Here is a 20,958-nt window from a genome sequence, read left to right on the forward strand (position 1 = left end):
TGAGGAAGTATGAAAGGTGTATATCGATTTTTAATTGCTATGGTGCTTATTGTTGCAGCGATAGCATCATACAGCGCTGGGAATAGCACTGGGCTTTTCGCTTTTGTGGTGCTTGGCTTTATGTTTGAAGCGGCTTTTTGGCTGCGCCTTTTCCCGGTGAGTAAAAAGCGCAAATCACACGCCTGATAGCCATTAACAAGTCAGTAAACGCTGGCAGGTTTTGGATTGGGGATTACCGAAAATTTCACCGGTTTTCCCATACTCCACCACCTCCCCGTGATCCAGCACTAACACTTGATCACTCATGTGCTTTACCAAGCTCAAATGATGGGTGATCAACACGTAACTTAACCCTGTCTCCCGTTGTAACTCTAGTAGTAAGTTTACCGTCTGTGCGCGTACTGAGGGGTCAAGGGAGGAAAGCGCCTCATCCAATACTAAGACTTTAGGGTCCAAGATCAGTGCGCGTGCCAGTGCGACGCGCTGCAATTGCCCGCCAGAGAACATATGTGGGTAGTATAAGCGGTGCTCAACAAGCAGCCCCACCTTCGCTAATGTTTGCTTTATTTTTTCCAGTCTTTGTTCGCTGCTAAGCTCGGTATTTAAGCGTAAACAGTCATCTAAAATCTCACCGATAGTGAGCGCAGGATTGAGTGATGTGGTTGGGTCTTGGAAAATCAACCGAATGTGGCGGCAGTCACCATGGCGATTAGTCCCATCATGCACTAAATCACTTTCTAAAATGATCTGGCCGCTACTGGCCTCATCGGCGCCGGCCAACACCTTTGCGAGTGTACTTTTTCCTGCACCCGTCTCGCCAATAACCGCCAACGTTTCGCCGCGACCAATACAAAATGAGATATCTTTGAGTAAACTGACCTTTTTATGGCTCAGTAAGCCCGCCCTCACAGCCAGTTGCTTGCCCAAACCTTGTACTTTCAATAAGGGTTGCATCAACTTTGCTCCTGTTTATGTAAAGGGAAGTGACAGGCATAACTATGACCTTGCTCTTTGTCTAACTTAGGAGTAACGACACAGGCTTTCTGTGCGTTCGGACAGCGTGGCCCAAGTCGACACCCTATAGGCAGATGCTGCAAGGTGGGAATGGTGCCTTTGAGGGCGAACAGCGGCTCCTTATGGCCAAGTGCAACATCATAGTCGGGCAAGCTCTGTAACAGCGCTTTAGTGTAAGGGTGGCGCGGTTGAGCAAACACTTTTTTGGTGGGTCCGGCCTCCACCATTTGCCCGCAATACAGCACGTGCATACCATGCGTCCAGTCAGTCAATTCTTCGAGTTCATGAGAGATCATCAGAATCGACATATTTTTAAGCTGATTTAAACTTTTCAGTAGTCGAAATACTTGCGCTCGTGTGGTGCTCTCCAATGCTGTGGTCGGTTCGTCGGCAATAAGTAGCTTAGGGGAGCGGGCGATGGCCATCGCGATCATCACTTTTTGGCACACGCCCTCTGACAACTCATGTGGGTAACTGGTCAAAACCTTGGAGTGCTCTTTGATGCCCACCTTGTGCAACAGAGCCCTGACACGCTGGCGTTTAGCTCTGCGTCGTTGCCATAAATTACCGGTGTAGTTGCGCGCCGGAATACTTTCTTCAATTTGGTCACTGATCTTCGCTGTGGGGTCGAGGCAACGACTCGGCTCCTGATAAATCATCGCTAAGTCTTGGCTTACCAACTTACGTCGCTTTTCATCAGAGAGCCGCATTAAGTCAACGCCGCGCCAGTGCATGCGATCGGCCGTAACCCGCCAGCGTTTATTTAACGCACCCACCAAGGCCTTGGCAATGAGGCTTTTGCCAGACCCCGACTCGCCAATTAAGGCGTGTACTTCGCCTTCTTTTAGGCTGAAGTTTACTTTATCTACCACACGAATCACCGAATCTGAGGTCGTCAATTCTATGGTCAGATTTCGAATATCGAGCAATTGCATCAGTCCGCCCGCCGCTCTTTGAGTACATTACGCAAACCGTCACCAACAAGATTGGTGGACAGTACCGCTAAAAACAAAAGGATCCCCGGTAAGGCAACGGTCCATGGTGCGAGATAAATTAGGCCTAGGTTTTCCGCCAAAATAGCTCCCCATTCAGCTGTCGGAGGTTGCGCGCCAAGTTTCAAAAAGCCTAAGGCAGCAATGTCCAAAATGGCTAATGACAGCGCCATAGTAAAAATAACCACAATACGTTCGTAAATATTGGGGAAGATGCCCCGCACTAAGATTTGCCAGCGGCTGGCTCCATCAAGGCGAAATGCGCTGATGTAATCTTTATTAAGCTCTTCGACCACCAAGTTACGGACTGAGTGGATAAACTGTGGCAACAGCGCAAAGATAATCGCCCACACGGTGTTCATCAAACCCGGTCCGAGTATAGCGATGATGATAATCGCCAGCAGTAACGAAGGGATAGATAAGGTGATATCTAACAGGTGATTTAGGAAGCTCGCACGCAGGCCATGGCTCATACCGGCGAAGGTGCCAACCAATACGCCCACCAAGGTGGTCATCAGTGCTGCAATAATTGATAAGCCGAAGGTATAGGTTGCACCATTCATAAGGCGTGAAAGCACATCACGGCCCAAATCGTCGGTACCTAAAATAAAGCGTACATCGCCATCCTCATGCCATGAGGGAGGAATTAATAGCGCATCCGCATGTTGCTCGTTGATGCCATAAGGCGCCAGTAACGGCGCGGTGGTAGCAAGTACCGCCAGCGCAATAAAGAGCCATAAACCAACCAAAGACACATGGTTAGATTTAAACTTGCGCCATAACCGCGACAGCGGCGACACGTTAGACTGTTCGGTAAATAATTTAAACTTTGCCATGCGCTTGATTCCGTGAAATCGGGTCGAGCAGGGTGTAGAGCAACTCGGTGATAATGGTGGCGAAAATAATGAATACCGAGATTGCCAATAAGCCACCTTGAATTGCTGGGAAGTCACGTTGGTAAATGCTGTCTATTAACCAGCGACCAATGCCAGGCCATGAAAAAATAACTTCAGTGATCATGGCTAACGTGATCAACGCACTAAATTGCAGGCCGATTTGTTTTATCACCGGCAACAACGCATTGCGAAGCGCATGGTGAAAAATAAGTTGGCGGCGACTCAACCCCTTCGCCCGGGCCGTTTTAATATAGTTTTGGTCAAGCACGTTGAGCATTGAGTCGCGGGTAAAGCGGATTAAAACCGTGGTTGGGTAGGTCGCCAGCACCAGTGTTGGCAATGCCAGATGATGCAGCGCATCGGCAAAGGCAAGGCCGCCATAGGGAAAGCCCGCAACCATAATATCTAGCAAAATAAAATTACTGTATGCGGGGATCTCGTAAAGCAAACTGATACGCCCAGACATAGGGAATAGCCCCAGTTGTAAGCAAAATACCATAATAAGCAGCAGTGCTAACCAAAAAATAGGCACAGAGTAACCGACTAATGTAAAGCCACTAATGAGCTTATCACCCCAACGTCCGTGTGATAGAGCGGCGATGACTCCCGCTGGAACTCCCGCCAACACGGACACAAACAGCGCATAAATAGCGAGTTCAAAGGTCGCAGGAGCTAAATCTAACACATGGCCAAAAACACCATCGCCGGAAGCAAAAGACAATCCCCAGTCGCCCTGCATAATGCGTCCTAAAAACGCAAAGTACTGCGTTACATAGCCATCATCCATATGGTATTGCTGCTGTAATTGCGCTGTTTGCGAAAAGCCTGCTGTTTCAATACCACTAAAGTTCGTTAACGGGTCACCGGGGAACAGGTAGCCCAATGAGAAGGTAAACACACTCAGCGTAAAAAGCATAAAAACCAGCAATGAAACCCGGCGTAAGGCGAACTCTAACATCATGGCTTTTTACTCGCGTGGGCTAAGGATATGCCGCCAAAGGGGCTGAGGCTGATCCCTTTTACTTGGCTGTCACGAGCTTGCGAGCGCTTCCCATGAGCTAGAGGAAATAGGGGCAGCTGTTTCGCTATCATCTGTTGCGCCTGGTGGTAAAACTGTTGTCGCTGCGCTTGCTCTGTGGTGTCTAACGCCTGCGTCAGGAGCATATCAAATTCGGGATTACACCAATTGGCCGGGTTCTTACCGCTGTAAGTGGCGGCGCAGCTCAGTAGTGGGCTAAAGAAATTGTCTGGGTCGGGGGTATCAGCGGCCCATCCCAACAAAACACTATCATGGCGATGCTCGCCTACGCGCTGTAAAAAGGTATTCCATTCATACTCGACAATACGCACGTTAACACCAATTGCACGCAGGTCACTTTGCATCAGCTCTGCCATTTTGCGCGCATTAGGGTTATAAATACGGCTTACCGGCATGGCCCAGATGGTCATATCAAAGCCATTTTCATAGCCAGCGGCACTGAGCATCTCTCGAGCCTTTTCTGGGTCGTATTGGGGCAAATTAGATTGCTGCTGATAGGCCCAACTAATGGGCGGTAACATTGAAGCCGCTTTCACGCCTTGGCCGTAATAGACCGCCTGCATAATTTTGTCGACATTAATGGCGTGGGCTAATGCCCGGCGTATTTGTGGATTATTAAAAGGCACACGTTCAGTATTAAAGGCCCAATAGCCGACGTTAAGGTTATCTTGTTGTTCCAATTCAATATCGTCGCGTTGGCGCAGAACGCTTGATTGGGTCGCACTTGGGTGTGGGGTGACATCGCATTCTTTGGTTAAAAGCTTGGCAATGCGTGTTGTGCCATTAGGAGTAATATCAAATACCAACTGATCGAGGTTTACTTGGTGCTCCCAGTACTCGGGGTGTGAATAGTAGCGGATCAGTCTGTCGCGTTGGTATTCACGATAAACAAACGGGCCGGTGCCGATAGGTAGCTGGTCAAACAAATCCATCTGCTCGTTGGCCATCAGAGTCATTGCATACTCTTGCGAGGTGATCACCGCGAAGTCTGTAGCCAGATTCGCTAAAAAGCTACTTTCGGGGTTAAACAACTCAAATGTAACTTGGTATGGTGAGTCTTTGCGAATGTTGCGAATAAGCTGATCAAGACCGACACTCTGAAAATATGGGTAACTGGCTTCACCAACAAAGTGATAGGGGTTGTATACGTCGAATAAGCGACTAAAGGTAAATACCACATCATCGGCGTTAAAATTACGGCTGGGAGTAAAATAGCGGGTGGTATGGAATTTTACATCTTCGCGCAGGTTAAACGTCACTTCCGTGCCATCATCGCTAATTTCCCAACTGGTCGCCAACTCGGGGATAAATTCACCGGTGATAGGATCAATACGTAGTAAGCGGTTGTACAACTGTTTAGCGATCAGATCGATAGTTGAACCGGTGGTCGTTACTTGCGGATTGAAAGAGACAGGGTTGGCCTCAGCACAATAAACCATGCCTTCCATCGGTGCATACTGCGTGTCTTCGTCTTGGCACCCCATTAAGAGCACCATGGCAATGCCTAACAACCGTGTGTACACAGGCTAAGCCTCTTGTTTTTGCTGCGAATCAAGTAAGTTGTATTTTTTCAAATATCCTCTTAGCTGATGATACGTTAAACCAAGCAATTGTGCAGTTTTCTTTTGATTAAATTGGCTAAATTCCAACGCTTGGCGCAACAGTTCCGTTTCGTAGTCGCTGGAGAGTTGTTTTAAATCGCACGGGAAGCCCATTCGTTGATTGTTTTTCACCGGCTCTGCGGGCGCTACTTGAGGCTGCTCTGAGTCACTGAGTAGTGTCTGCTCATTGATGACCACCGCAGCTTTGCGAGTGCTCAACGCCTTAGGCCGATAGGGGCTGGCAAAAGGGTCTAAATTAATCGTATGCACCGCGAGGCTTTCATTGCCATGACGATACAAGCTGCGCTCTATCACATTTTTCAGCTCACGGACATTCCCCGGCCAGTCATAGTCCAGCAGAGCTGCCTTGGCTCGGGTAGTGAAACCACTGAATAACTCCCACCCCAGGTTACGTGCCATGTTAATAGCGAAATGCTCGGCTAGCAGCAGAATATCTTCTTGGCGCTCACGCAGCGGAGGGAGCGTAATTACGTCAAAGGCGAGACGGTCCAGCAAGTCGTGTCGAAACTCGCCGGCATCGGCAAGGCTAGGTAAGTCTTCATTGGTGGCGCAAATAAGTCGTGTATCAACTTTTATTGGCGCCCGACCCCCAACGCGTTCAAACTCGCCATATTCAATTACCCGAAGCAGTTTTTCTTGGACCGCTGCGGGGGTATTTGCGAGTTCGTCTAAAAATAATGTGCCGCCGTTGGCGCGCTCAAAACGTCCTTCATGACGTTTACTGGCACCAGTAAAAGCGCCACTTTCATGACCGAATAGCTCACTTTCAAGTAAGTTCTCATTGAGTGCAGCGCAGTTAAGACTGACATAGGTTTGATCCCAACGCCCAGATAGATAGTGTAACCGTGCAGCGATAAGCTCTTTACCGGTACCGCGCTCACCAATGACTAACACCGGCTTATCAAGGGGGGCCAACTGGGAGACCTGATCGAGCACCTCTAAAAAGCTATCGGATTGGCCCAGTAAATCGTCTTTTTTGCGGAACTGGCTCATTTACACTAACTCTTAGTTATTTTTGCTAAAGCTTAGTGTATTTCATTATTTGAAGATAAGAAAGTGATTTGGCGAATATAAAGTAACTTAATGAATAAATTAAGTTTTTTATGTGGTTTTAAAGTTGGCAAGCAACTTGATAATACGTAGAGTAGTCAACAAAGACTTCAACATCCGAGGTAAAGATTATGGGAATTTTTTCACGTTTTGCAGATATCGTAAACTCGAATATCAATGCTATTTTAGATAAAGCAGAAGACCCAGAAAAAATGGTGCGTTTAATCATCCAAGAGATGGAAGACACACTCGTGGAGGTGCGCTCGACATCGGCGAAAACACTCGCAGAGAAAAAAGAGCTCAGCCGCCGGTTAGAAACATTGCACAAGCAAACCGAGCAGTGGCAAGAGAAGGCTGAGCTAGCCTTATCTAAAGACCGCGACGATTTAGCACGCGCTGCACTACTAGAAAAGAGCAAGTGTACCGAAGCGAAAGAGTCACTTGAGCGTGAGCTTGAACATGTAGACGAGCACATCAACAAGTTGCAACAAGAGATCAGCACCTTACAAGAGAAACTCAGCGACGCTAAAGCGCGCCAAAAAGCCATTGTTCTTCGTCAGCGTTCAGTGCAATCGCGTCTAGATGTGAAAAAGACACTTGATGGTGACAAGGTGCAGGATGCACTGGATAAGTTCGAGCGTTACGAGACAAAAATTGATGGCCTCGAGGCTCAGGTAGAATCCTATGAGTTAGGTCAGAAGTCGCTGTCTGATGAAATCGAGCAGCTAGAAAAGGACGAGAAAATTGACGATGAACTCTCAGCCTTGAAAGCAAAAATGGGCAAAACCGATAAAGCAGAATAATAATGTATAAGGTGAAGGGTCGTACGCGGCCCTAGCCACACGATGGCGCACCATAACAACAAGGCAGGAGAGGATTATGTTTGATTTTGATATGTTATTACCACCGATTGTCATATTTTTGATTTTTGTGGCGCCGTTGTGGCTGATATTACATTACCGCAGTAAAAAACAGGTAAGCCAAGGGTTAAGTGAACACGAGCACCGTCAACTGGTTGAGCTGGCTAATAAAGCAGAGAAAATGGCAGAGCGCATCAATACCTTAGAGACCTTGCTCGACCAGGAGTCCCCGCAGTGGAGGAGTAAGGTATGAGTGGCAAACGCGAATTATATCGCAACCCCGAACGCGGCAAGCTAGGCGGCGTATGTGCAGGGGTCAGCGATTACTTTAATTTTGAGTTGTGGTTGGTACGCATTATCTTCATCTCCGCTGTGTTGTTGGCCGGGGGACCCTTATTTATCGTCGCCTACATTGCTGCTTGGCTTATATTAGAGAAAAAGCCAGCCGCAGAGCAAACAGCGCCCAGTAGTAAGAGCGCCCATGTCGGTGAGGTGAAAGCCAAAGTGTGGCAAAAGGGTGAGCCTCCACGTAAGGCTCTTAAAGAATTGAAGGAGTATTTAGGTGAGTTAGACAACCGTATTCAGCATATGGAGACTCATGTCACTTCGCCGACCTTCACGGTAGACAGAGAAATTAATAAGCTATAAAGCCCTCAGGCGCATTGCAACCAGCTAGTCATTATTAGCTGGTTGCCTGCGTTTGTATGTAAGGGTATTTCAACAAGGAGTTAATTTGTCGTACTCACGCCTTGATAAGCTCAAAGACAGAGCCAAAAAGACTTTAAAGCGTACCTTAGATAGCCATATCACCCTGGCGGTTACAGGATTGTCAGGCAGTGGAAAAACAGCCTTTATCACAGCTTTAGTGCATCAGCTATCAGAGCAAGCGAGCGAACAAAACATGCCTTTTTTCCGTGTTGTTCGCGAGGGGCGCCATATAGCCACACAACCGGTGCCACAAAAAGCGCTGAATATCCCGACTTTCGCATATCGTCAAGCGATGGCGGCGTTGAATCAGCAACCGCCGGCCTGGCCAGAGTCAACGCAACGTATTAATACTTTGCGCCTCGCCATGCGCTATCGTCCCAAGCAGGGATTACGGGCACAATTTGGTGATAGCGCCACACTAACCATTGATCTTATTGATTACCCAGGTGAGTGGCTAATGGATTTACCCATGTTGAGCATGGATTATCCCACTTGGTGTGAACGTCAGTTAACGATGTTCAACAAGGCCGCGAGATCAGAGCATGCACAGGACTTTATGACTGCACTGCATGAGTTTGACGCCAATGCAGAGGTCGATGAAGTACGCTTAAAAGAGCTCAGTGAGTTATACAAGCAAGCCTTAGTGAATATTAAGGCTCATGCCCACGCCGCTAACTTGCAACCGGGACGGATGTTGATCCCCGGGGAGTTAGAGGGCGCGCCGCTTTTGTCTTTTTTTCCTTGCCATGCGCCAAAGCAGGGTGAGCAACATACTCAATATCAGCAGCTTGAGGCACGCTTTGAAGCCTACAAAGCACAAGTCGTTAAGCCTTTTTATAAAGACTATTTTTGCCATTTTGACCGTCAAGTGGTGCTTGTGGACTTATTGCGAGCGCTAAAGCTGGGTCCGGACATATTCGATGAGCAAGCCGAGGCAATCACAGAGTTGCTGTCTTTTTTTGATTACGGTAAGAGCAATGTGCTGCGCCGACTGTTCAGTCCCAACATTGATAAGCTGCTGTTTATCGCCAATAAAGCAGACCAAGTTGGAGCTAATTACCATCAAGACTTGGCGCTGCTGTTGCACGATATTGTTAAAGAAAAAGCCAATAGCTTGACCTTTTCTGGGGTGGAAGTGGACACCATGGCGATGGCCGCTGTGTGCGCAACACAGGGCAAGCAAGTGGTGGAAAAAGGGCAAAGTTTGCATTGCGTCTATGGTAAACCGCTGCATGAGTCGCAGTGGCTCACCTATTTGCCACCGCAGCCACCGCGACACCGTTTGACTGCACAGCAATGGCCACAACAGGGGTTTGACTATATAGATTTTGCCCCTTGGCCGCACAGCGACGGACGCTTGCGACATATGCGAATGGATCATGCGCTGGAATTTTTATTGGGGGATAAGCTGACATGAGTGAGCCAGTTAATTTAGCCGGAGCGCGGCGTTTTGAGGGCCAGTCGCAGCAGCAATCTGCATCTCAGTTGGAGCCCGCTAAAGTGGTTGCTCGTAATGACGCGCCGCAAGAGGAGGATGATTTCGACTTGGCGCAGGGAAGCGAGCTGGAATCAACATTGAATGAGGAATTGGGGCGCCAGCGTGGTAAACGCTCGCTATTGAAAAGGCTGTTTGCTTGGCTGTTGTTAACCCTCATTATCGTTGAAACCGTGCTGAGTATTGTTGCGAGCTTTCAAGCCTCTGTATGGCTTGGCGCGTTATATAGCAGTGTTATCGGGCTGGCGGTGTTGTTAGTTGGCCGATTGCTATGGCGTGAGCTGATCAATTTGAAGCGCCTCAAAGTTAATCGCCATCATCAACAACAAGCTCAACGGTTGTTGGCGAGTGAACAAATCGGCCAAGCGCTACCTTGGCTAGAGAGCGTTAACCGTATTCAAAACCATGCGGACTTTGCACAATTTAAGGGGCAAATTGCCGAGCACCTAAGTGACCGCGAAGTGATGGAGTTGTATCGCGACACCTTGCTGGTGCGCCAAGATGAACAGGCTAAGCAGATTATTAATCGCTACGCCGTTGAATCAGCGGTGCTAGTCAGTGTCAGCCCATTAGCAGTAGTGGATATGCTTGCGGTGTTGTGGCGCGGACTGAAACTGGTCGATACCCTTGCGGATAATTATGGCTTGGCACTGGGCTACATGAGTCGTGTTCGGCTTTACCGCAGCTTGGTTAAGCAAATGCTCTTTGTCGGTTCGACCGAGTTGCTTGCCGATCTCGCCGCCACGGCGTTTGGTACCAAGTTGTTGAGTGTATTATCGACTCGTGCTGCCCAAGGCCTCAGCGCCGGGGTGTTGACTGCACGCATTGGCTATAAGGCGATGGAGCTGTGTCGGCCATTACCGAAGCTAGAGGCCAAGCCATCTTTATTGCGAGCGACAGCAAAACGCTTAGCTGCCCGATTGACGCGCTTAGATAAGCGTGAAAACGAGCAGACGACCGAGAACGTCAACAAAGATTGACGAAAACACCGAGATGATACAGCAAGCTAGCCATCCAAGCGGCTAGCTTGCTTGTTTTATAGCCAGAACTGCCACTATGTTAGAAAGAAAAACGGTGGCATTATGAAAAATATTCAACCTTCAGACAAAACGCAGTGTATCCATCCCCAGGGTGAGCGTCGCGATCCCCATCGCGCTTTGGCGGCCCCTTTATACCAAACCTCAACCTTTGTGTTTGACGACGCAGCGCAAGGTGCAGCCCGCTTTGCCGGTGAAGAGGCCGGGTATATTTATTCGCGTCTTGGCAACCCCACAGTGCGCGAGCTAGAGCAGAAGCTGGCAGCGCTTGAACAGACCGAAGATGCGGCGGCCTGCGCCACTGGTATGGGTGCGGTTTCAGCAGCAGTCATGAGCTTTCTTAGCGCAGGCGATCACCTGATAGCATCAACAACAGTCTATGGCTGCACTTATGCACTGTTTAGCCACTTACTTACTCGCTTTGGCGTCGAAGTCACTTTTGTTGATTGCAACGATATACAGGCTGTTAAGCAAGCTCTGCGCCCGAATACTAAAATGTTATTTGTAGAGACACCTGCCAATCCAAACATTGATGTTTACGACTTACAGCAGTTGTGCGATGTAGCGAAAAGTCACCAGTTGATCAGCGTTGTTGATAACACCTTTTTGACGCCTATTTTGCAAAAACCCGCCCACTTTGGTGCAGATTTGATCGTGCACAGCGCGACGAAGTACCTCAATGGTCATGGTGATGTCGTCGCAGGTCTGGTGTGTGGCAGTAATGAGCATATTCAGTGTATTAAGTCGACGGTACTCAAAGATATTGGTGCCACCATGAGCCCATTTGACGCCTGGTTAATATTACGAGGCATGAAAACCTTAGCGGTGCGCATGCAGGCCCATTGTCAAAGTGCTCATCAGGTGGCGGAATTTCTACATCAGCATCAAAGCGTTGAGCGCGTTTATTTCCCGGGGCTCAAAAACGATCCAGGACATCGGCTTATGGGCTCGCAGATGCAAGATGCCGGCGGCGTGATTGCTTTTGAACTTAAAGCGTCTTTAGCACAAACAGAGCAGTTTATTAATGGCTTGCAGTTGTGCACGTTGGCGGTCAGTTTAGGTGATACGGAAACCCTTATTCAGCATCCGGCTTCAATGACTCACTCTACTTATGAACCGGAACAGCGTCGTGCCGCAGGAATTAGTGATGGTTTGGTCCGCATTTCTATAGGTTTAGAAGATGTTAATGAGATTATTGCAGATCTAAGCCAAGGGTTAGCAAAGCTTTAATAATTTTAGTAATTAATACTTTACACCCTTTTGCTTTGCAGTCCACTAAAAGCAGGGGTGTAATTTTTAAGGTGTATAAGTGTATCTTTAAGTTTACGTTTTAAGCGGTTTGCCCAGAACGTATAACAGCACCAAGTATTACAAACAGATGTACTTTTCCTTAGTATCTGGTTAACACACACAGAGTCATTTGCGTCGTGCGTTTGCAGTGCAAACAAAAGCAAATGGGACAAGGTAAGGTAGTTATGGCTAAATCAAGTAAATACGTTTCTCGAACGCCGGATGAGAATGGCGTTATTCATTGGAGCGATGAAGAAAACCAAACCTGGGCCGAGTTGGTCGAACGCCAGTTGGCGTGCATTGAAGGGCGCGCTTGCGATGAGTATATCGAAGGCCTGAAAAAAATTAACTTGCCCACCGACCGTATTCCGCAGCTTAGCGAGCTCAATGAAGTACTCGAGCGCGAAACGGGTTGGCAGGTAGCGCCTGTCCCTGCGTTGATTGATTTTGATGAGTTTTTTCGTTTATTAGCGAACAAACAATTTCCTGTCGCCACGTTTATCCGCACTCGCGAGGAATTCGATTACTTACAAGAGCCGGATATTTTCCACGAGATCTTTGGCCATTGCGCTATGCTCACTAACCCGGACTTCGCTGAATTTACCCACAAGTACGGTCAGCTAGGCTATGCAGCAGACAAAAAAGACCGTGTCTACCTAGCACGTTTGTACTGGTTTACCGTTGAGTTTGGTTTGATGCAAACTAAAGACGGTCTTCGTATTTATGGCGGTGGTATTTTATCAAGCCCGGGCGAGACCAATTACGTGTACACCGACGAGCCCGAAATCAACCCAATAAATGTGTTGGATGTGCTGCGTACCCCTTATCGCATTGATATCATGCAGCCCGTGTACTACACCATTAACTCTATCCATGATTTATTTGAAATCTCGCAAATGGATTTAATGTCGATGGTAGCCAAGGCCAAAGAGCTTGGTTTGTTTGAACCTAAGTTTCCCCCTAAAGAGAAAAAAGCAAGTTAAGGAATTAGCAATGTCTGAATTAAGCGCACAAAAATGTGAAGCGTGTCGTGCCGATGCGCCCAAAGTATCAGATGAAGAGTTGGCCGAGTTAATTAAAGATATCCCAGATTGGGTGCCTGAAGTTCGTGACGGTATCATGCAATTAGAGCGCGTCTTTAAGTTTAAAAACTTTAAACAAGCGTTAGCCTTTACCAATGCGGTAGGTGATATGGCAGAAGAAGAAGGGCATCACCCAGGTCTTTTAACCGAGTGGGGTAAAGTAACAGTTACTTGGTGGTCTCACTCAATTAAAGGCTTGCATAAGAACGACTTTATCTGCGCGGCTAAAACCGACAAAGTGTTCGCATCGCTTTAAGCAATTGAGCTTTGCTTAAAAGGTCACCACACAAGGTGGCCTTTTTTATTGGCGGCTTCATTGTTGAGCACAACTTGCTATAATGCAGCGCTTGTCAGAACAAAAAATGAAATAACTATGAGTGCTGCTGATCTTCAATACATCAAGCAATCTATTGCCACAGTGCCGGATTACCCTAAGCCAGGCATCCAATTTCGCGATGTGACCACCTTGTTGGCCGATCCAAAGGCCCTAAGACTGACCATTGATAGCATGGTGAGCAAGTATAAAGACCAAGGCTTTACCAAAATCATTGGCACAGAGTCTCGCGGCTTTATCTTTGGCGCCCCGTTGGCTTATGTACTGGGCATTCCTTTTATTCCTGTGCGTAAGCCGGGTAAACTGCCGCGTGAGGTCATTGCACAAAGCTACCAGTTAGAATATGGTGAAGATATTCTTGAATTGCACAAAGATGCTATCGAACCCGGCGATAAAGTACTGCTCGTTGACGACTTACTCGCTACCGGCGGCACCATAGAAGCGACTGCCAAGCTGGTGGCCAAATTAGGCGGCCACGCCAGTGACGCAGCATTTGTGGTTTCTCTACCTGCTCTAGGTGGTGAACAGCGAGTGCGTGAGCAAGGTATCGATGTGTTCAAATTAGTTGAATTTGAAGGCGATTAAACATGAGCTATCAGGTTCTTGCCCGTAAGTGGCGACCGCAAACCTTTCATCAACTCGTGGGTCAAGACCATGTCAAACAAGCATTGGTTAATGCCTTAAACGAGCAGCGTTTGCACCACGCTTACTTGTTCACCGGCACTCGCGGTGTGGGCAAGACCACTATAGCCCGGATTTTTGCCAAAAGCCTGAACTGTGAGCAGGGTATCTCGGCACAGCCATGTGGTCAGTGTAGTACTTGCCTAGATATTGAAGCCGGTAAATACATTGACCTTATTGAGATCGATGCGGCATCGCGGACCAAGGTTGAAGACACCCGAGAGATTCTAGATAACGTGCAATATGCCCCGACTCGCGGGCAGTTCAAGGTTTACCTCATTGATGAAGTGCACATGCTTTCCAAGCACAGCTTTAATGCGCTGTTAAAAACATTGGAAGAGCCACCTGAGCACGTTAAGTTTCTGCTAGCGACGACCGATCCGCAAAAATTGCCTGTAACCATTTTATCTCGTTGTTTACAGTTCAATTTAAGTGCGCTGTCGGTGCAACAGATCAGTACTCAGTTAGCGCATGTGCTCAGCCAAGAGCAACTCGATTTTGAACAGCCAGCCTTGGCGGTGTTGGCTAAGGCTGCCGATGGCAGTATGCGAGATGCACTGAGTTTAACCGATCAGGCCATTGCGCAAACCAATGGGCAGTTGCACGAGGGGCCGATTAAAGACATGCTCGGGCTGATGGATGTGCGCTATGCCCAGCAATTGCTCAGTGCGGTATTGCTCGGCGATGGCGATGAGCTGATCCAGCAAATTCGCAATTTAGCACAACACAACCCGAATTATATTGCCGTACTCGATGACCTTTTGAATCTTACACACAGTGTGCAATTGACTCAGCTGGTGCCCAGTGCAGCGCTACTAAACGACCGTGACAGTGATTATATTACTGAGGTAGCAAACACTGCTGATACGCAACATATCCACTTGATTTATCAATTGTTGTTAGCGGGTAAGCGGGACCTACAGTGGGCCAGCTCTGCGCAAGTGGGCTTTGAGATGTTAATGCTACGCCTGCTCGCTTTTGAACCACAGTATGGCACTTCGACCACATCGACGGCTCAACAGACGCTGTCTCGTGGTGATAATGAAGAAAAAACGGCGAACCTGCGGGCAATGCTAGCACGTAACAAGGCTGGGTTAGAAAATACTGCTCAGCCTCAGCCTCAGCCTCAGCCTCAGCCTCAGCCTCAGCCTCAGGAGCCACACGCAGAGGCGCAGCAAAATACTTCTGCTTTTGAACCGCAACGCGCAGAACCCGCCATGGCCACCGAACCTGCGCCAGCGCAATCCGTTGCAAATGGTAGCGATAATCAGGGGGTAAACGCAGCAAATTCCCAATATGAAGCTGACTCTCAAGATGATCAGCATCATGAAGCGATGGCCGCGCAGCAGTTTGAGCAAGTGATGCAGCAGGCGCATGAACAAGGTTATCAACCCCACACAGAGAATGCGCAAACAGCAATGGCTAGCAAGCAGGGCGCAGAAGTAGCCGCCAATGCAGGTGCTGAGCCAGGCCCCGCGCCCGCTTCACCAGCGCAGCAGTTAGACCAACTACAAGATGAGGCGCAGTCTGCCATTGCGCGTATCTTAAAAAACCGCAAGTTGGGAACAGCGAGCAGGCCTGTGCAAGAGGATGATAATGCAAAAAAGGCCGAGGCCCGAACTAAACGGGCCACCGCCGTAAGCACTGCGAGCCAAGAAACGGCCAATACCGCTCCACCCGAAAAAACCAAAGCGCAGCGGCAACAATCGCCAGCACAGCGGTTAATGCATAAACACCAGCCTGATCCGCAAAAATTGGCCCCTGAGCTGGTGGAGCAACTAGAAGCGCCGGCTTCACCGCGCAAAGAGTTTCAGCAAGAGCAAGTCGCTATCGCCGCACCTGAAGGTTTTGAAAGCAGTGTAAGTGATGTCAAATTTGCGCACCAACAGGATGACTGGGCACATATTATTGAGTCTATGGGTCTCGGTGGGCGTATTAGGCAGTTTGCCTTGCATAGTCGCTATCAAAAACAAGGCACAGAGCTGACGTTGCATGTAGAACAAAGCCAGCGCCATCTAGACAGCAGTGCGTTACGTGAGCGCTTACAACAAGGGTTAGCTGAGCACTTTAAAGAACCATTGAACGTGCAGATTGAATTTGTCGATGAATTGCAACAAACGCCGTTTTTAATTCAGCAAAGCATTGATGGCCAGCGCTATCAACAAGCGGTTGCTGCAGTGAAAGCAGATGAACACGTGCAGCAGATGATGACGCAATTTTCAGCAATCTTGGACGAAAACTCGGTTCAAGCATTGTAATTTACGGCTGTTGGCCTTATCTTTGCCAGCAGAGCGATTTTTAACGAGAGAGAGCACTATGTTTAAAGGCGGAATGGGCAATATGATGAAGCAAGCGCAGCAAATGCAAGAGCGCATGCAAAAGGCCCAAGAAGAAATTGCCAATTTAGAAGTGACCGGTGAAGCCGGTGCGGGCTTAGTTAAAGTGACCATGTTAGGTAGCCACAATGTACGCCGCGTGGAAATCGATGAAAGCCTAATGGAAGATGACAAAGACATGATTGAAGACTTGCTTGCAGCCGCGTGCAATGACGCTGTACGTCGCGTAGCAGACGAAAGTCAAAAACGTATGTCTGAAGTAACCGGTGGGATGAACTTACCCCCAGGCATGAAAATGCCGTTCTAAATCTGTATCTAGATTTATGTGTTTAGCCCCGCTTTATAGCGGGGTTTTTTATTTCTTTAAGATAGCAAACACAGAGGCTCTTGAGGACTGCTACACTCAACTACAAAGGAAGAGGGAGCCGCTGTCATGAATGATATATTGGTGGTCGAAGATCAGGAATTTGATTTTCGTATTATTAAAGCCATATTGGAAGAAAAGCACCACTCACTGACTCACGCTACATCTGCTGAGCACGCGTTGGTTGAAATTCATCGCCATTTACCGGCACTTATTCTGATGGACATAGAAATGCCTGGTATGAATGGGTTAGAGCTCTGTCGGCAGCTTAAGCAGGATGAGTACAGCGCCCATGTGCCAATCATTTTTATTAGCTCATACTCTGATCGCCAACATATTGATGATGCCTTTGCCGCCGGTGGCGTCGACTACATTGTTAAGCCCTTTAATAAAACTGAAGTACAACAACGGGTCAGTACCTACCTTATGCTGATAGAGGCAACGCATCGACAACAACAGATAAGCACGCTCAAAGATATTCTTTTGATGACCTCAGGGCTGGCACATGAACTCAATACGCCGCTCGGAAATTGTCTAACAGCGAGCGGGTCGTTAGAGATGCAGAGTCAAACACTGTATCAAGCACTGAATAAAAAATCCCTAACCGCCAAAGCGTTAGATTCTGGCTTGCAGAAAATCGACCATGCCAACACCTTGCTGATGCGCAATTTGCTGAAAACCAGTGAAATGGTGGGTGAGTTTCAAACTATGTTTAATGACTACAGCACCCCAGACGGTGAATATTCATGATATGGCGTTATTGTTATTCGAGCCCTTCACTTACCAAAGTTACCCCTTTCGGCTTTCGTTTGATGTGCAAGGGCAGCTGCATATGGATCACGGCAGCAATACCATACAGCGGGTTCTGTTGGAGTTAATGGCTAATAGCTGCAAACATGCTCAGTTAGAGCCGGGTGATAATTTAGAGGTCGTGCTCAAGCTTGAGCAAAGGGGTCAATATGCGCAACTTATCTATGAAGATAACGCAGCGGAATTATCAGCCGAGCAAGCGGCGCAAATATTGTCACCCTTTTATACCACAGCACGAGCTAATGGGGCATTGGGGCATTGGGGCTTGGGGGAACCCGTATTGCCCAAGGCATTACCCTGGTGCTTAATGGCTCTATTGAAGTACAGGCGCTGCGCCCGCGTGGTGTGCGTTTTAGTATACAAGTGCCGCTACAGAGCCAATCTGGTTCACCTAATCGCTTGCAAGCAGGAGCGCGCTACTAAAAGCCCTTGAGCCTAAGTGCTGAAGCGCTTTATACTGGGGTTTTAGCGCCAAGGTCAATGTCTGCCTTGTGCTCTTGCCAACGCTTGTGGCTAGGCCACCGGTGTATTCATGACCTCTGTGGTACTTGGGATCCGTTATGCAATTATCTCCAAAATTAACGCAACTTGTTGACGCTTTACGCTGCCTACCAGGCATTGGCCCGAAATCAGCGCAGCGCATCGCTTTTCATTTATTAGAGCGAGACCGAGAAGGGGGGGCACAATTAGGGCAAGCCTTAAACCAAGCGATGCAAGACATTGGTCACTGCCAAAGCTGTCGTACCTTTACAGAGCAAGATATCTGCGAGTTATGTAGCAATATAAAGCGCCAAGATTCGGGCTTGTTATGTATTGTGGAATCACCCAGTGACGTCTTGGCGGTTGAACAAACAGGGCACTATCAAGGCTTATACTTCGTATTAATGGGTCATCTTTCGCCACTCGATGGCATTGGCCCGAATGAAATTGGCCTAGACGTGTTAGAGCAAAAACTTGCCCAAGGCAGCATCAATGAAGTGATATTAGCGACCAACCCGACAGTTGAAGGCGAAACCACGGCTCATTACATTGCCCAGTTGTGTAAACAGTACAATGTCGGTGCGTCGCGCATCGCCCATGGCGTGCCCGTTGGAGGCGAGCTTGACTTAGTCGATGGTATGACATTATCCCATGCCTTCAATGGTCGTAAACAAGTGCAATATGAAAGCTGACTTTTAGAGAAGTCTGTTTACTTACAAAAAACCGCCGTTAGGCGTTTTTTTTATGCGTACGCTCTTGAATCCGAGATGCAATACCCCATATACAGAGCATATCTGCTTCCCAGACATGCTGGGATTGTTTGCTAACGGAGAGAGAAATGACAGCAACATCAGAAAAAGAAACGCTCGGCTTTCAAACCGAAGTAAAGCAACTGCTTAACTTAATGATCCACTCTTTGTATTCCAACAAAGAGATTTTCCTACGTGAGTTGGTTTCTAATGCGTCAGATGCGGCAGACAAGCTGCGTTTCTTGGCGTTAGAAAATGACAGTTTGTATGAAGGCGATGCCGACTTAAAAGTGCGTATTAGCGCAGACAAAGATAAAAAAACTGTCACCATCAGCGATAACGGCATAGGCATGAACCGTGATGAAGTGGTGAGTGCATTGGGCACGATTGCCAAATCGGGTACCGCTGAGTTTTTCCAAAACCTTACTGGAGATAAAGCTAAAGACTCGCAACTCATTGGTCAATTCGGTGTAGGTTTTTACTCGGCCTTTATCGTTGCCGACGAAGTGACTGTGCGCACGCGCAAGGCCGGCGAAAGCCAGGCTGTTGAATGGCAGTCAAAAGGCGAGGGTGAGTACACACTCGCGAATATCGACAAGCCGAGTCGAGGCACTGAGATTATCTTACATCTGCGCGATGATGAAACAGAGTTCCTTGATGACTTCCGCCTACGCGGTATCGTGACTAAATACTCAGACCATATTTCGATCCCAGTGGAAATGTATCGCGAGCCAGTGCCTGAATCTGAAGGCCCTGACGGTGAGAAAATTGAAGCTAAGCCCGGTGAGTGGGAAGCTATTAACAAAGCTGAAGCTTTATGGACACGTGATAAATCTGAAATCAGCGATGAAGAATATCAAGAATTCTACAAGCATGTAGGCCACGATTGGGAAGAGCCACTGACATGGGCGCACAATAAAGTAGAAGGTAAGACTGAATACACTAGCCTGCTTTATATTCCTAAGCGTGCACCGTTTGATTTGTATAATCGCGACCGCCAAAACGGCTTAAAACTGTATGTGCAACGCGTCTTTATCATGGATGACGCAGAGCAATTTATGCCTGGCTACTTACGCTTTGTAAAAGGTTTGCTTGATTCCAATGATTTACCATTGAACGTGTCTCGTGAAATTTTACAAGACAACAAAGTGACCCAGGCGATCCGCAAAGGCTGTACCTCGCGGGTATTAAAAATGCTTGACCGCATGGGCAAAAACAAGCCTGAGCAGTACCAGACTTTCTGGAATGAGTTTGGTGGGGTGATTAAAGAAGGCCCAGCTGAAGATATGGCTAACAAAGAAGCCATTGCCAAGCTGCTGCGCTTTGCTTCAACGCACAGCGATGAAGCAACTCAGAATGTATCACTAGAGCAATACATTGAGCGCATGGATGAAGGCCAAGACAAGATTTACTACGTTGTGGCTGATAGCTTTGAAGCAGCGAAAAACTCACCGCATTTGGAGATTTTCCGTAAAAAAGGCATCGAAGTCTTACTGCTGAGCGATCGTGTTGACGAGTGGATGATGAGCCACCTTACTGAGTTCCAAGAAAAGCAGTTCCAGTCGATTACTCGTGGCGATCTTGACTTAGGTGACTTGGACGACGAAGAAAGTAAAAAAGCGCAAGAAGAGTCGGAGAAGGAAGTAGCAGGACTTTTAGAGCGCATCAAAGAGGTGCTTAGCGATAAAGTTAAAGAAGTACGCTTTACACACCGCTTAACTGACTCGCCAGCCTGTGTTGTTGCTGATGAGAACGACATGAGCTCGCAAATGATCAAGTTGATGGAATCAGTTGGGCAGCAAGCGCCGGAAACCAAGCCGGTGTTCGAGCTTAACCCTGAGCACCAACTTGTGAAACATTTAAATGATGAGCAAGACGAAGATAAGTTCAAGCAGTGGTCAGAAGTATTGCTTGACCAAGCACTATTGGCTGAGCGCGGCAGCTTAAAAGACCCAGCTGGCTTTGTTAGTCGACTGAATAAGCTCATGCTTGATTTAAATAAGTAAACAGTTCCCAACCGAAAGGCCCGAGCAATAGCTCGGGTTTTTTTATTGATTAATTTATAAAAAACGGGAGGTTAGGGGTTTTCAAGCGAGTTAAAAGAACATAGAATAACGTC

At 47.9% G+C, this 20,958-nt stretch carries 22 protein-coding genes; 16 read left to right on the plus strand and 6 right to left on the minus strand.

Translation table 11 applies throughout. From position 1 onward, the window contains the following. Positions 1 to 9 precede the first annotated feature (9 nt). Complete coding sequence (locus MHM93_RS02850; protein WP_022944385.1) at positions 10 to 186, plus strand: hypothetical protein; 177 nt, start codon at positions 10 to 12, stop codon at positions 184 to 186. A 6-nt stretch (positions 187 to 192) separates the two neighbouring features. Here the strand turns inward: MHM93_RS02850 and MHM93_RS02855 are convergent, their stop codons facing one another. The 6 genes from MHM93_RS02855 to pspF are packed head-to-tail and all read right to left on the minus strand — an operon-like array spanning position 193 to position 6,556. Continuing rightward, positions 193 to 954 (minus strand): ATP-binding cassette domain-containing protein, encoded by a 762-nt coding sequence (locus MHM93_RS02855; protein ID WP_239447931.1) that lies wholly within the window; start codon positions 952 to 954, stop codon positions 193 to 195. Then, positions 954 to 1,949: an oligopeptide/dipeptide ABC transporter ATP-binding protein gene (locus tag MHM93_RS02860; protein ID WP_022944387.1), complete on the minus strand. Its 996-nt coding sequence runs from the start codon at positions 1,947 to 1,949 to the stop codon at positions 954 to 956. The genes MHM93_RS02855 and MHM93_RS02860 overlap by 1 nt, the downstream gene beginning before the upstream one ends. Continuing rightward, on the minus strand, positions 1,949 to 2,842 hold the full coding sequence (locus MHM93_RS02865; RefSeq protein WP_022944388.1) for an ABC transporter permease subunit: 894 nt from the start codon (positions 2,840 to 2,842) through the stop codon (positions 1,949 to 1,951). The genes MHM93_RS02860 and MHM93_RS02865 overlap by 1 nt, the downstream gene beginning before the upstream one ends. After that, a complete protein-coding gene (locus tag MHM93_RS02870; RefSeq protein ID WP_022944389.1) occupies positions 2,829 to 3,863 on the minus strand; it encodes an ABC transporter permease in 1,035 nt (344 codons plus the stop codon). The genes MHM93_RS02865 and MHM93_RS02870 overlap by 14 nt, the downstream gene beginning before the upstream one ends. Further along, positions 3,860 to 5,437: an ABC transporter substrate-binding protein gene (locus MHM93_RS02875; RefSeq protein ID WP_239448004.1), complete on the minus strand. Its 1,578-nt coding sequence runs from the start codon at positions 5,435 to 5,437 to the stop codon at positions 3,860 to 3,862. Before MHM93_RS02875 ends, MHM93_RS02870 begins: the two co-directional genes overlap by 4 nt. Positions 5,438 to 5,467: 30 nt before the next feature. Further along, positions 5,468 to 6,556: a phage shock protein operon transcriptional activator gene (gene pspF, locus MHM93_RS02880; RefSeq protein WP_239447933.1), complete on the minus strand. Its 1,089-nt coding sequence runs from the start codon at positions 6,554 to 6,556 to the stop codon at positions 5,468 to 5,470. A gap of 188 nt (positions 6,557 to 6,744) precedes the next feature. Between pspF and pspA the strand changes: the two genes are divergently transcribed. The 15 genes from pspA (at position 6,745) to htpG (ending at position 20,845) form a co-directional block, all read left to right on the plus strand. Next, entirely contained in the window at positions 6,745 to 7,416 is a 672-nt protein-coding gene (gene pspA, locus MHM93_RS02885; RefSeq protein ID WP_130145488.1) for a phage shock protein PspA, read from the plus strand. Between the two features lie 76 nt (positions 7,417 to 7,492). Continuing rightward, complete coding sequence (gene pspB, locus MHM93_RS02890) at positions 7,493 to 7,726, plus strand: envelope stress response membrane protein PspB (protein ID WP_022944393.1); 234 nt, start codon at positions 7,493 to 7,495, stop codon at positions 7,724 to 7,726. Beyond that, positions 7,723 to 8,121 (plus strand): envelope stress response membrane protein PspC, encoded by a 399-nt coding sequence (gene pspC / locus MHM93_RS02895; protein WP_022944394.1) that lies wholly within the window; start codon positions 7,723 to 7,725, stop codon positions 8,119 to 8,121. The genes pspB and pspC overlap by 4 nt, the downstream gene beginning before the upstream one ends. An 85-nt stretch (positions 8,122 to 8,206) precedes the next feature. Next, entirely contained in the window at positions 8,207 to 9,598 is a 1,392-nt protein-coding gene (locus MHM93_RS02900) for a YcjX family protein (RefSeq protein ID WP_239447935.1), read from the plus strand. Beyond that, positions 9,595 to 10,656 (plus strand): TIGR01620 family protein, encoded by a 1,062-nt coding sequence (locus MHM93_RS02905; protein ID WP_239447937.1) that lies wholly within the window; start codon positions 9,595 to 9,597, stop codon positions 10,654 to 10,656. Before MHM93_RS02900 ends, MHM93_RS02905 begins: the two co-directional genes overlap by 4 nt. A gap of 102 nt (positions 10,657 to 10,758) precedes the next feature. Next, on the plus strand, positions 10,759 to 11,943 hold the full coding sequence (gene megL, locus MHM93_RS02910; RefSeq protein ID WP_239447939.1) for a methionine gamma-lyase: 1,185 nt from the start codon (positions 10,759 to 10,761) through the stop codon (positions 11,941 to 11,943). Positions 11,944 to 12,188: 245 nt separating this feature from the next. Next, positions 12,189 to 12,986 (plus strand): phenylalanine 4-monooxygenase, encoded by a 798-nt coding sequence (gene phhA / locus MHM93_RS02915; RefSeq protein ID WP_026110982.1) that lies wholly within the window; start codon positions 12,189 to 12,191, stop codon positions 12,984 to 12,986. A 10-nt stretch (positions 12,987 to 12,996) separates the two neighbouring features. After that, entirely contained in the window at positions 12,997 to 13,341 is a 345-nt protein-coding gene (locus tag MHM93_RS02920) for a 4a-hydroxytetrahydrobiopterin dehydratase (protein ID WP_022944020.1), read from the plus strand. Between the two features lie 117 nt (positions 13,342 to 13,458). Then, positions 13,459 to 14,004: an adenine phosphoribosyltransferase gene (apt, locus tag MHM93_RS02925; RefSeq protein ID WP_022944021.1), complete on the plus strand. Its 546-nt coding sequence runs from the start codon at positions 13,459 to 13,461 to the stop codon at positions 14,002 to 14,004. Positions 14,005 to 14,006: 2 nt separating this feature from the next. Then, on the plus strand, positions 14,007 to 16,358 hold the full coding sequence (gene dnaX, locus MHM93_RS02930) for a DNA polymerase III subunit gamma/tau (RefSeq protein WP_239447941.1): 2,352 nt from the start codon (positions 14,007 to 14,009) through the stop codon (positions 16,356 to 16,358). 58 nt (positions 16,359 to 16,416) lie between these two features. Beyond that, a complete protein-coding gene (locus MHM93_RS02935; protein WP_022944023.1) occupies positions 16,417 to 16,743 on the plus strand; it encodes a YbaB/EbfC family nucleoid-associated protein in 327 nt (108 codons plus the stop codon). Positions 16,744 to 16,869: 126 nt separating this feature from the next. Beyond that, positions 16,870 to 17,550, plus strand: a complete 681-nt coding sequence (locus MHM93_RS02940; protein ID WP_239447943.1) for a response regulator — start codon at positions 16,870 to 16,872, stop codon at positions 17,548 to 17,550. Further along, a complete protein-coding gene (locus MHM93_RS02945; RefSeq protein ID WP_239447945.1) occupies positions 17,516 to 18,043 on the plus strand; it encodes an ATP-binding protein in 528 nt (175 codons plus the stop codon). The genes MHM93_RS02940 and MHM93_RS02945 overlap by 35 nt, the downstream gene beginning before the upstream one ends. Positions 18,044 to 18,170: 127 nt before the next feature. Next, positions 18,171 to 18,782, plus strand: coding sequence for a recombination mediator RecR (recR, locus tag MHM93_RS02950; protein WP_022944025.1), 612 nt, complete (start codon positions 18,171 to 18,173; stop codon positions 18,780 to 18,782). A gap of 146 nt (positions 18,783 to 18,928) precedes the next feature. Beyond that, complete coding sequence (gene htpG, locus MHM93_RS02955) at positions 18,929 to 20,845, plus strand: molecular chaperone HtpG (RefSeq protein WP_138509132.1); 1,917 nt, start codon at positions 18,929 to 18,931, stop codon at positions 20,843 to 20,845. Positions 20,846 to 20,958: the final 113 nt, after the last annotated feature.

This window comes from Pseudoalteromonas sp. MM17-2, from assembly GCF_022347945.1.
In the GTDB taxonomy this organism is placed as follows: Bacteria; Pseudomonadota; Gammaproteobacteria; order Enterobacterales; family Alteromonadaceae; genus Pseudoalteromonas; species Pseudoalteromonas ruthenica.

Coding starts and splice junctions, on each gene's coding strand:
- MHM93_RS02875 (WP_239448004.1), bottom strand. CDS start 5,437: ATGGTGCTCTTAATGGGGTGCCAAGACGAAGACACGCAGTATGCACCG.
- pspB (WP_022944393.1), top strand. CDS start 7,493: ATGTTTGATTTTGATATGTTATTACCACCGATTGTCATATTTTTGATT.
- pspF (WP_239447933.1), bottom strand. CDS start 6,556: ATGAGCCAGTTCCGCAAAAAAGACGATTTACTGGGCCAATCCGATAGC.
- MHM93_RS02870 (WP_022944389.1), bottom strand. CDS start 3,863: ATGATGTTAGAGTTCGCCTTACGCCGGGTTTCATTGCTGGTTTTTATG.
- MHM93_RS02920 (WP_022944020.1), top strand. CDS start 12,997: ATGTCTGAATTAAGCGCACAAAAATGTGAAGCGTGTCGTGCCGATGCG.
- megL (WP_239447939.1), top strand. CDS start 10,759: ATGAAAAATATTCAACCTTCAGACAAAACGCAGTGTATCCATCCCCAG.
- MHM93_RS02850 (WP_022944385.1), top strand. CDS start 10: ATGAAAGGTGTATATCGATTTTTAATTGCTATGGTGCTTATTGTTGCA.
- MHM93_RS02945 (WP_239447945.1), top strand. CDS start 17,516: ATGACTACAGCACCCCAGACGGTGAATATTCATGATATGGCGTTATTG.
- MHM93_RS02860 (WP_022944387.1), bottom strand. CDS start 1,949: ATGCAATTGCTCGATATTCGAAATCTGACCATAGAATTGACGACCTCA.
- MHM93_RS02905 (WP_239447937.1), top strand. CDS start 9,595: ATGAGTGAGCCAGTTAATTTAGCCGGAGCGCGGCGTTTTGAGGGCCAG.
- pspA (WP_130145488.1), top strand. CDS start 6,745: ATGGGAATTTTTTCACGTTTTGCAGATATCGTAAACTCGAATATCAAT.
- MHM93_RS02855 (WP_239447931.1), bottom strand. CDS start 954: ATGCAACCCTTATTGAAAGTACAAGGTTTGGGCAAGCAACTGGCTGTG.
- MHM93_RS02935 (WP_022944023.1), top strand. CDS start 16,417: ATGTTTAAAGGCGGAATGGGCAATATGATGAAGCAAGCGCAGCAAATG.
- MHM93_RS02940 (WP_239447943.1), top strand. CDS start 16,870: ATGAATGATATATTGGTGGTCGAAGATCAGGAATTTGATTTTCGTATT.
- htpG (WP_138509132.1), top strand. CDS start 18,929: ATGACAGCAACATCAGAAAAAGAAACGCTCGGCTTTCAAACCGAAGTA.
- MHM93_RS02865 (WP_022944388.1), bottom strand. CDS start 2,842: ATGGCAAAGTTTAAATTATTTACCGAACAGTCTAACGTGTCGCCGCTG.
- apt (WP_022944021.1), top strand. CDS start 13,459: ATGAGTGCTGCTGATCTTCAATACATCAAGCAATCTATTGCCACAGTG.
- phhA (WP_026110982.1), top strand. CDS start 12,189: ATGGCTAAATCAAGTAAATACGTTTCTCGAACGCCGGATGAGAATGGC.
- dnaX (WP_239447941.1), top strand. CDS start 14,007: ATGAGCTATCAGGTTCTTGCCCGTAAGTGGCGACCGCAAACCTTTCAT.
- recR (WP_022944025.1), top strand. CDS start 18,171: ATGCAATTATCTCCAAAATTAACGCAACTTGTTGACGCTTTACGCTGC.
- pspC (WP_022944394.1), top strand. CDS start 7,723: ATGAGTGGCAAACGCGAATTATATCGCAACCCCGAACGCGGCAAGCTA.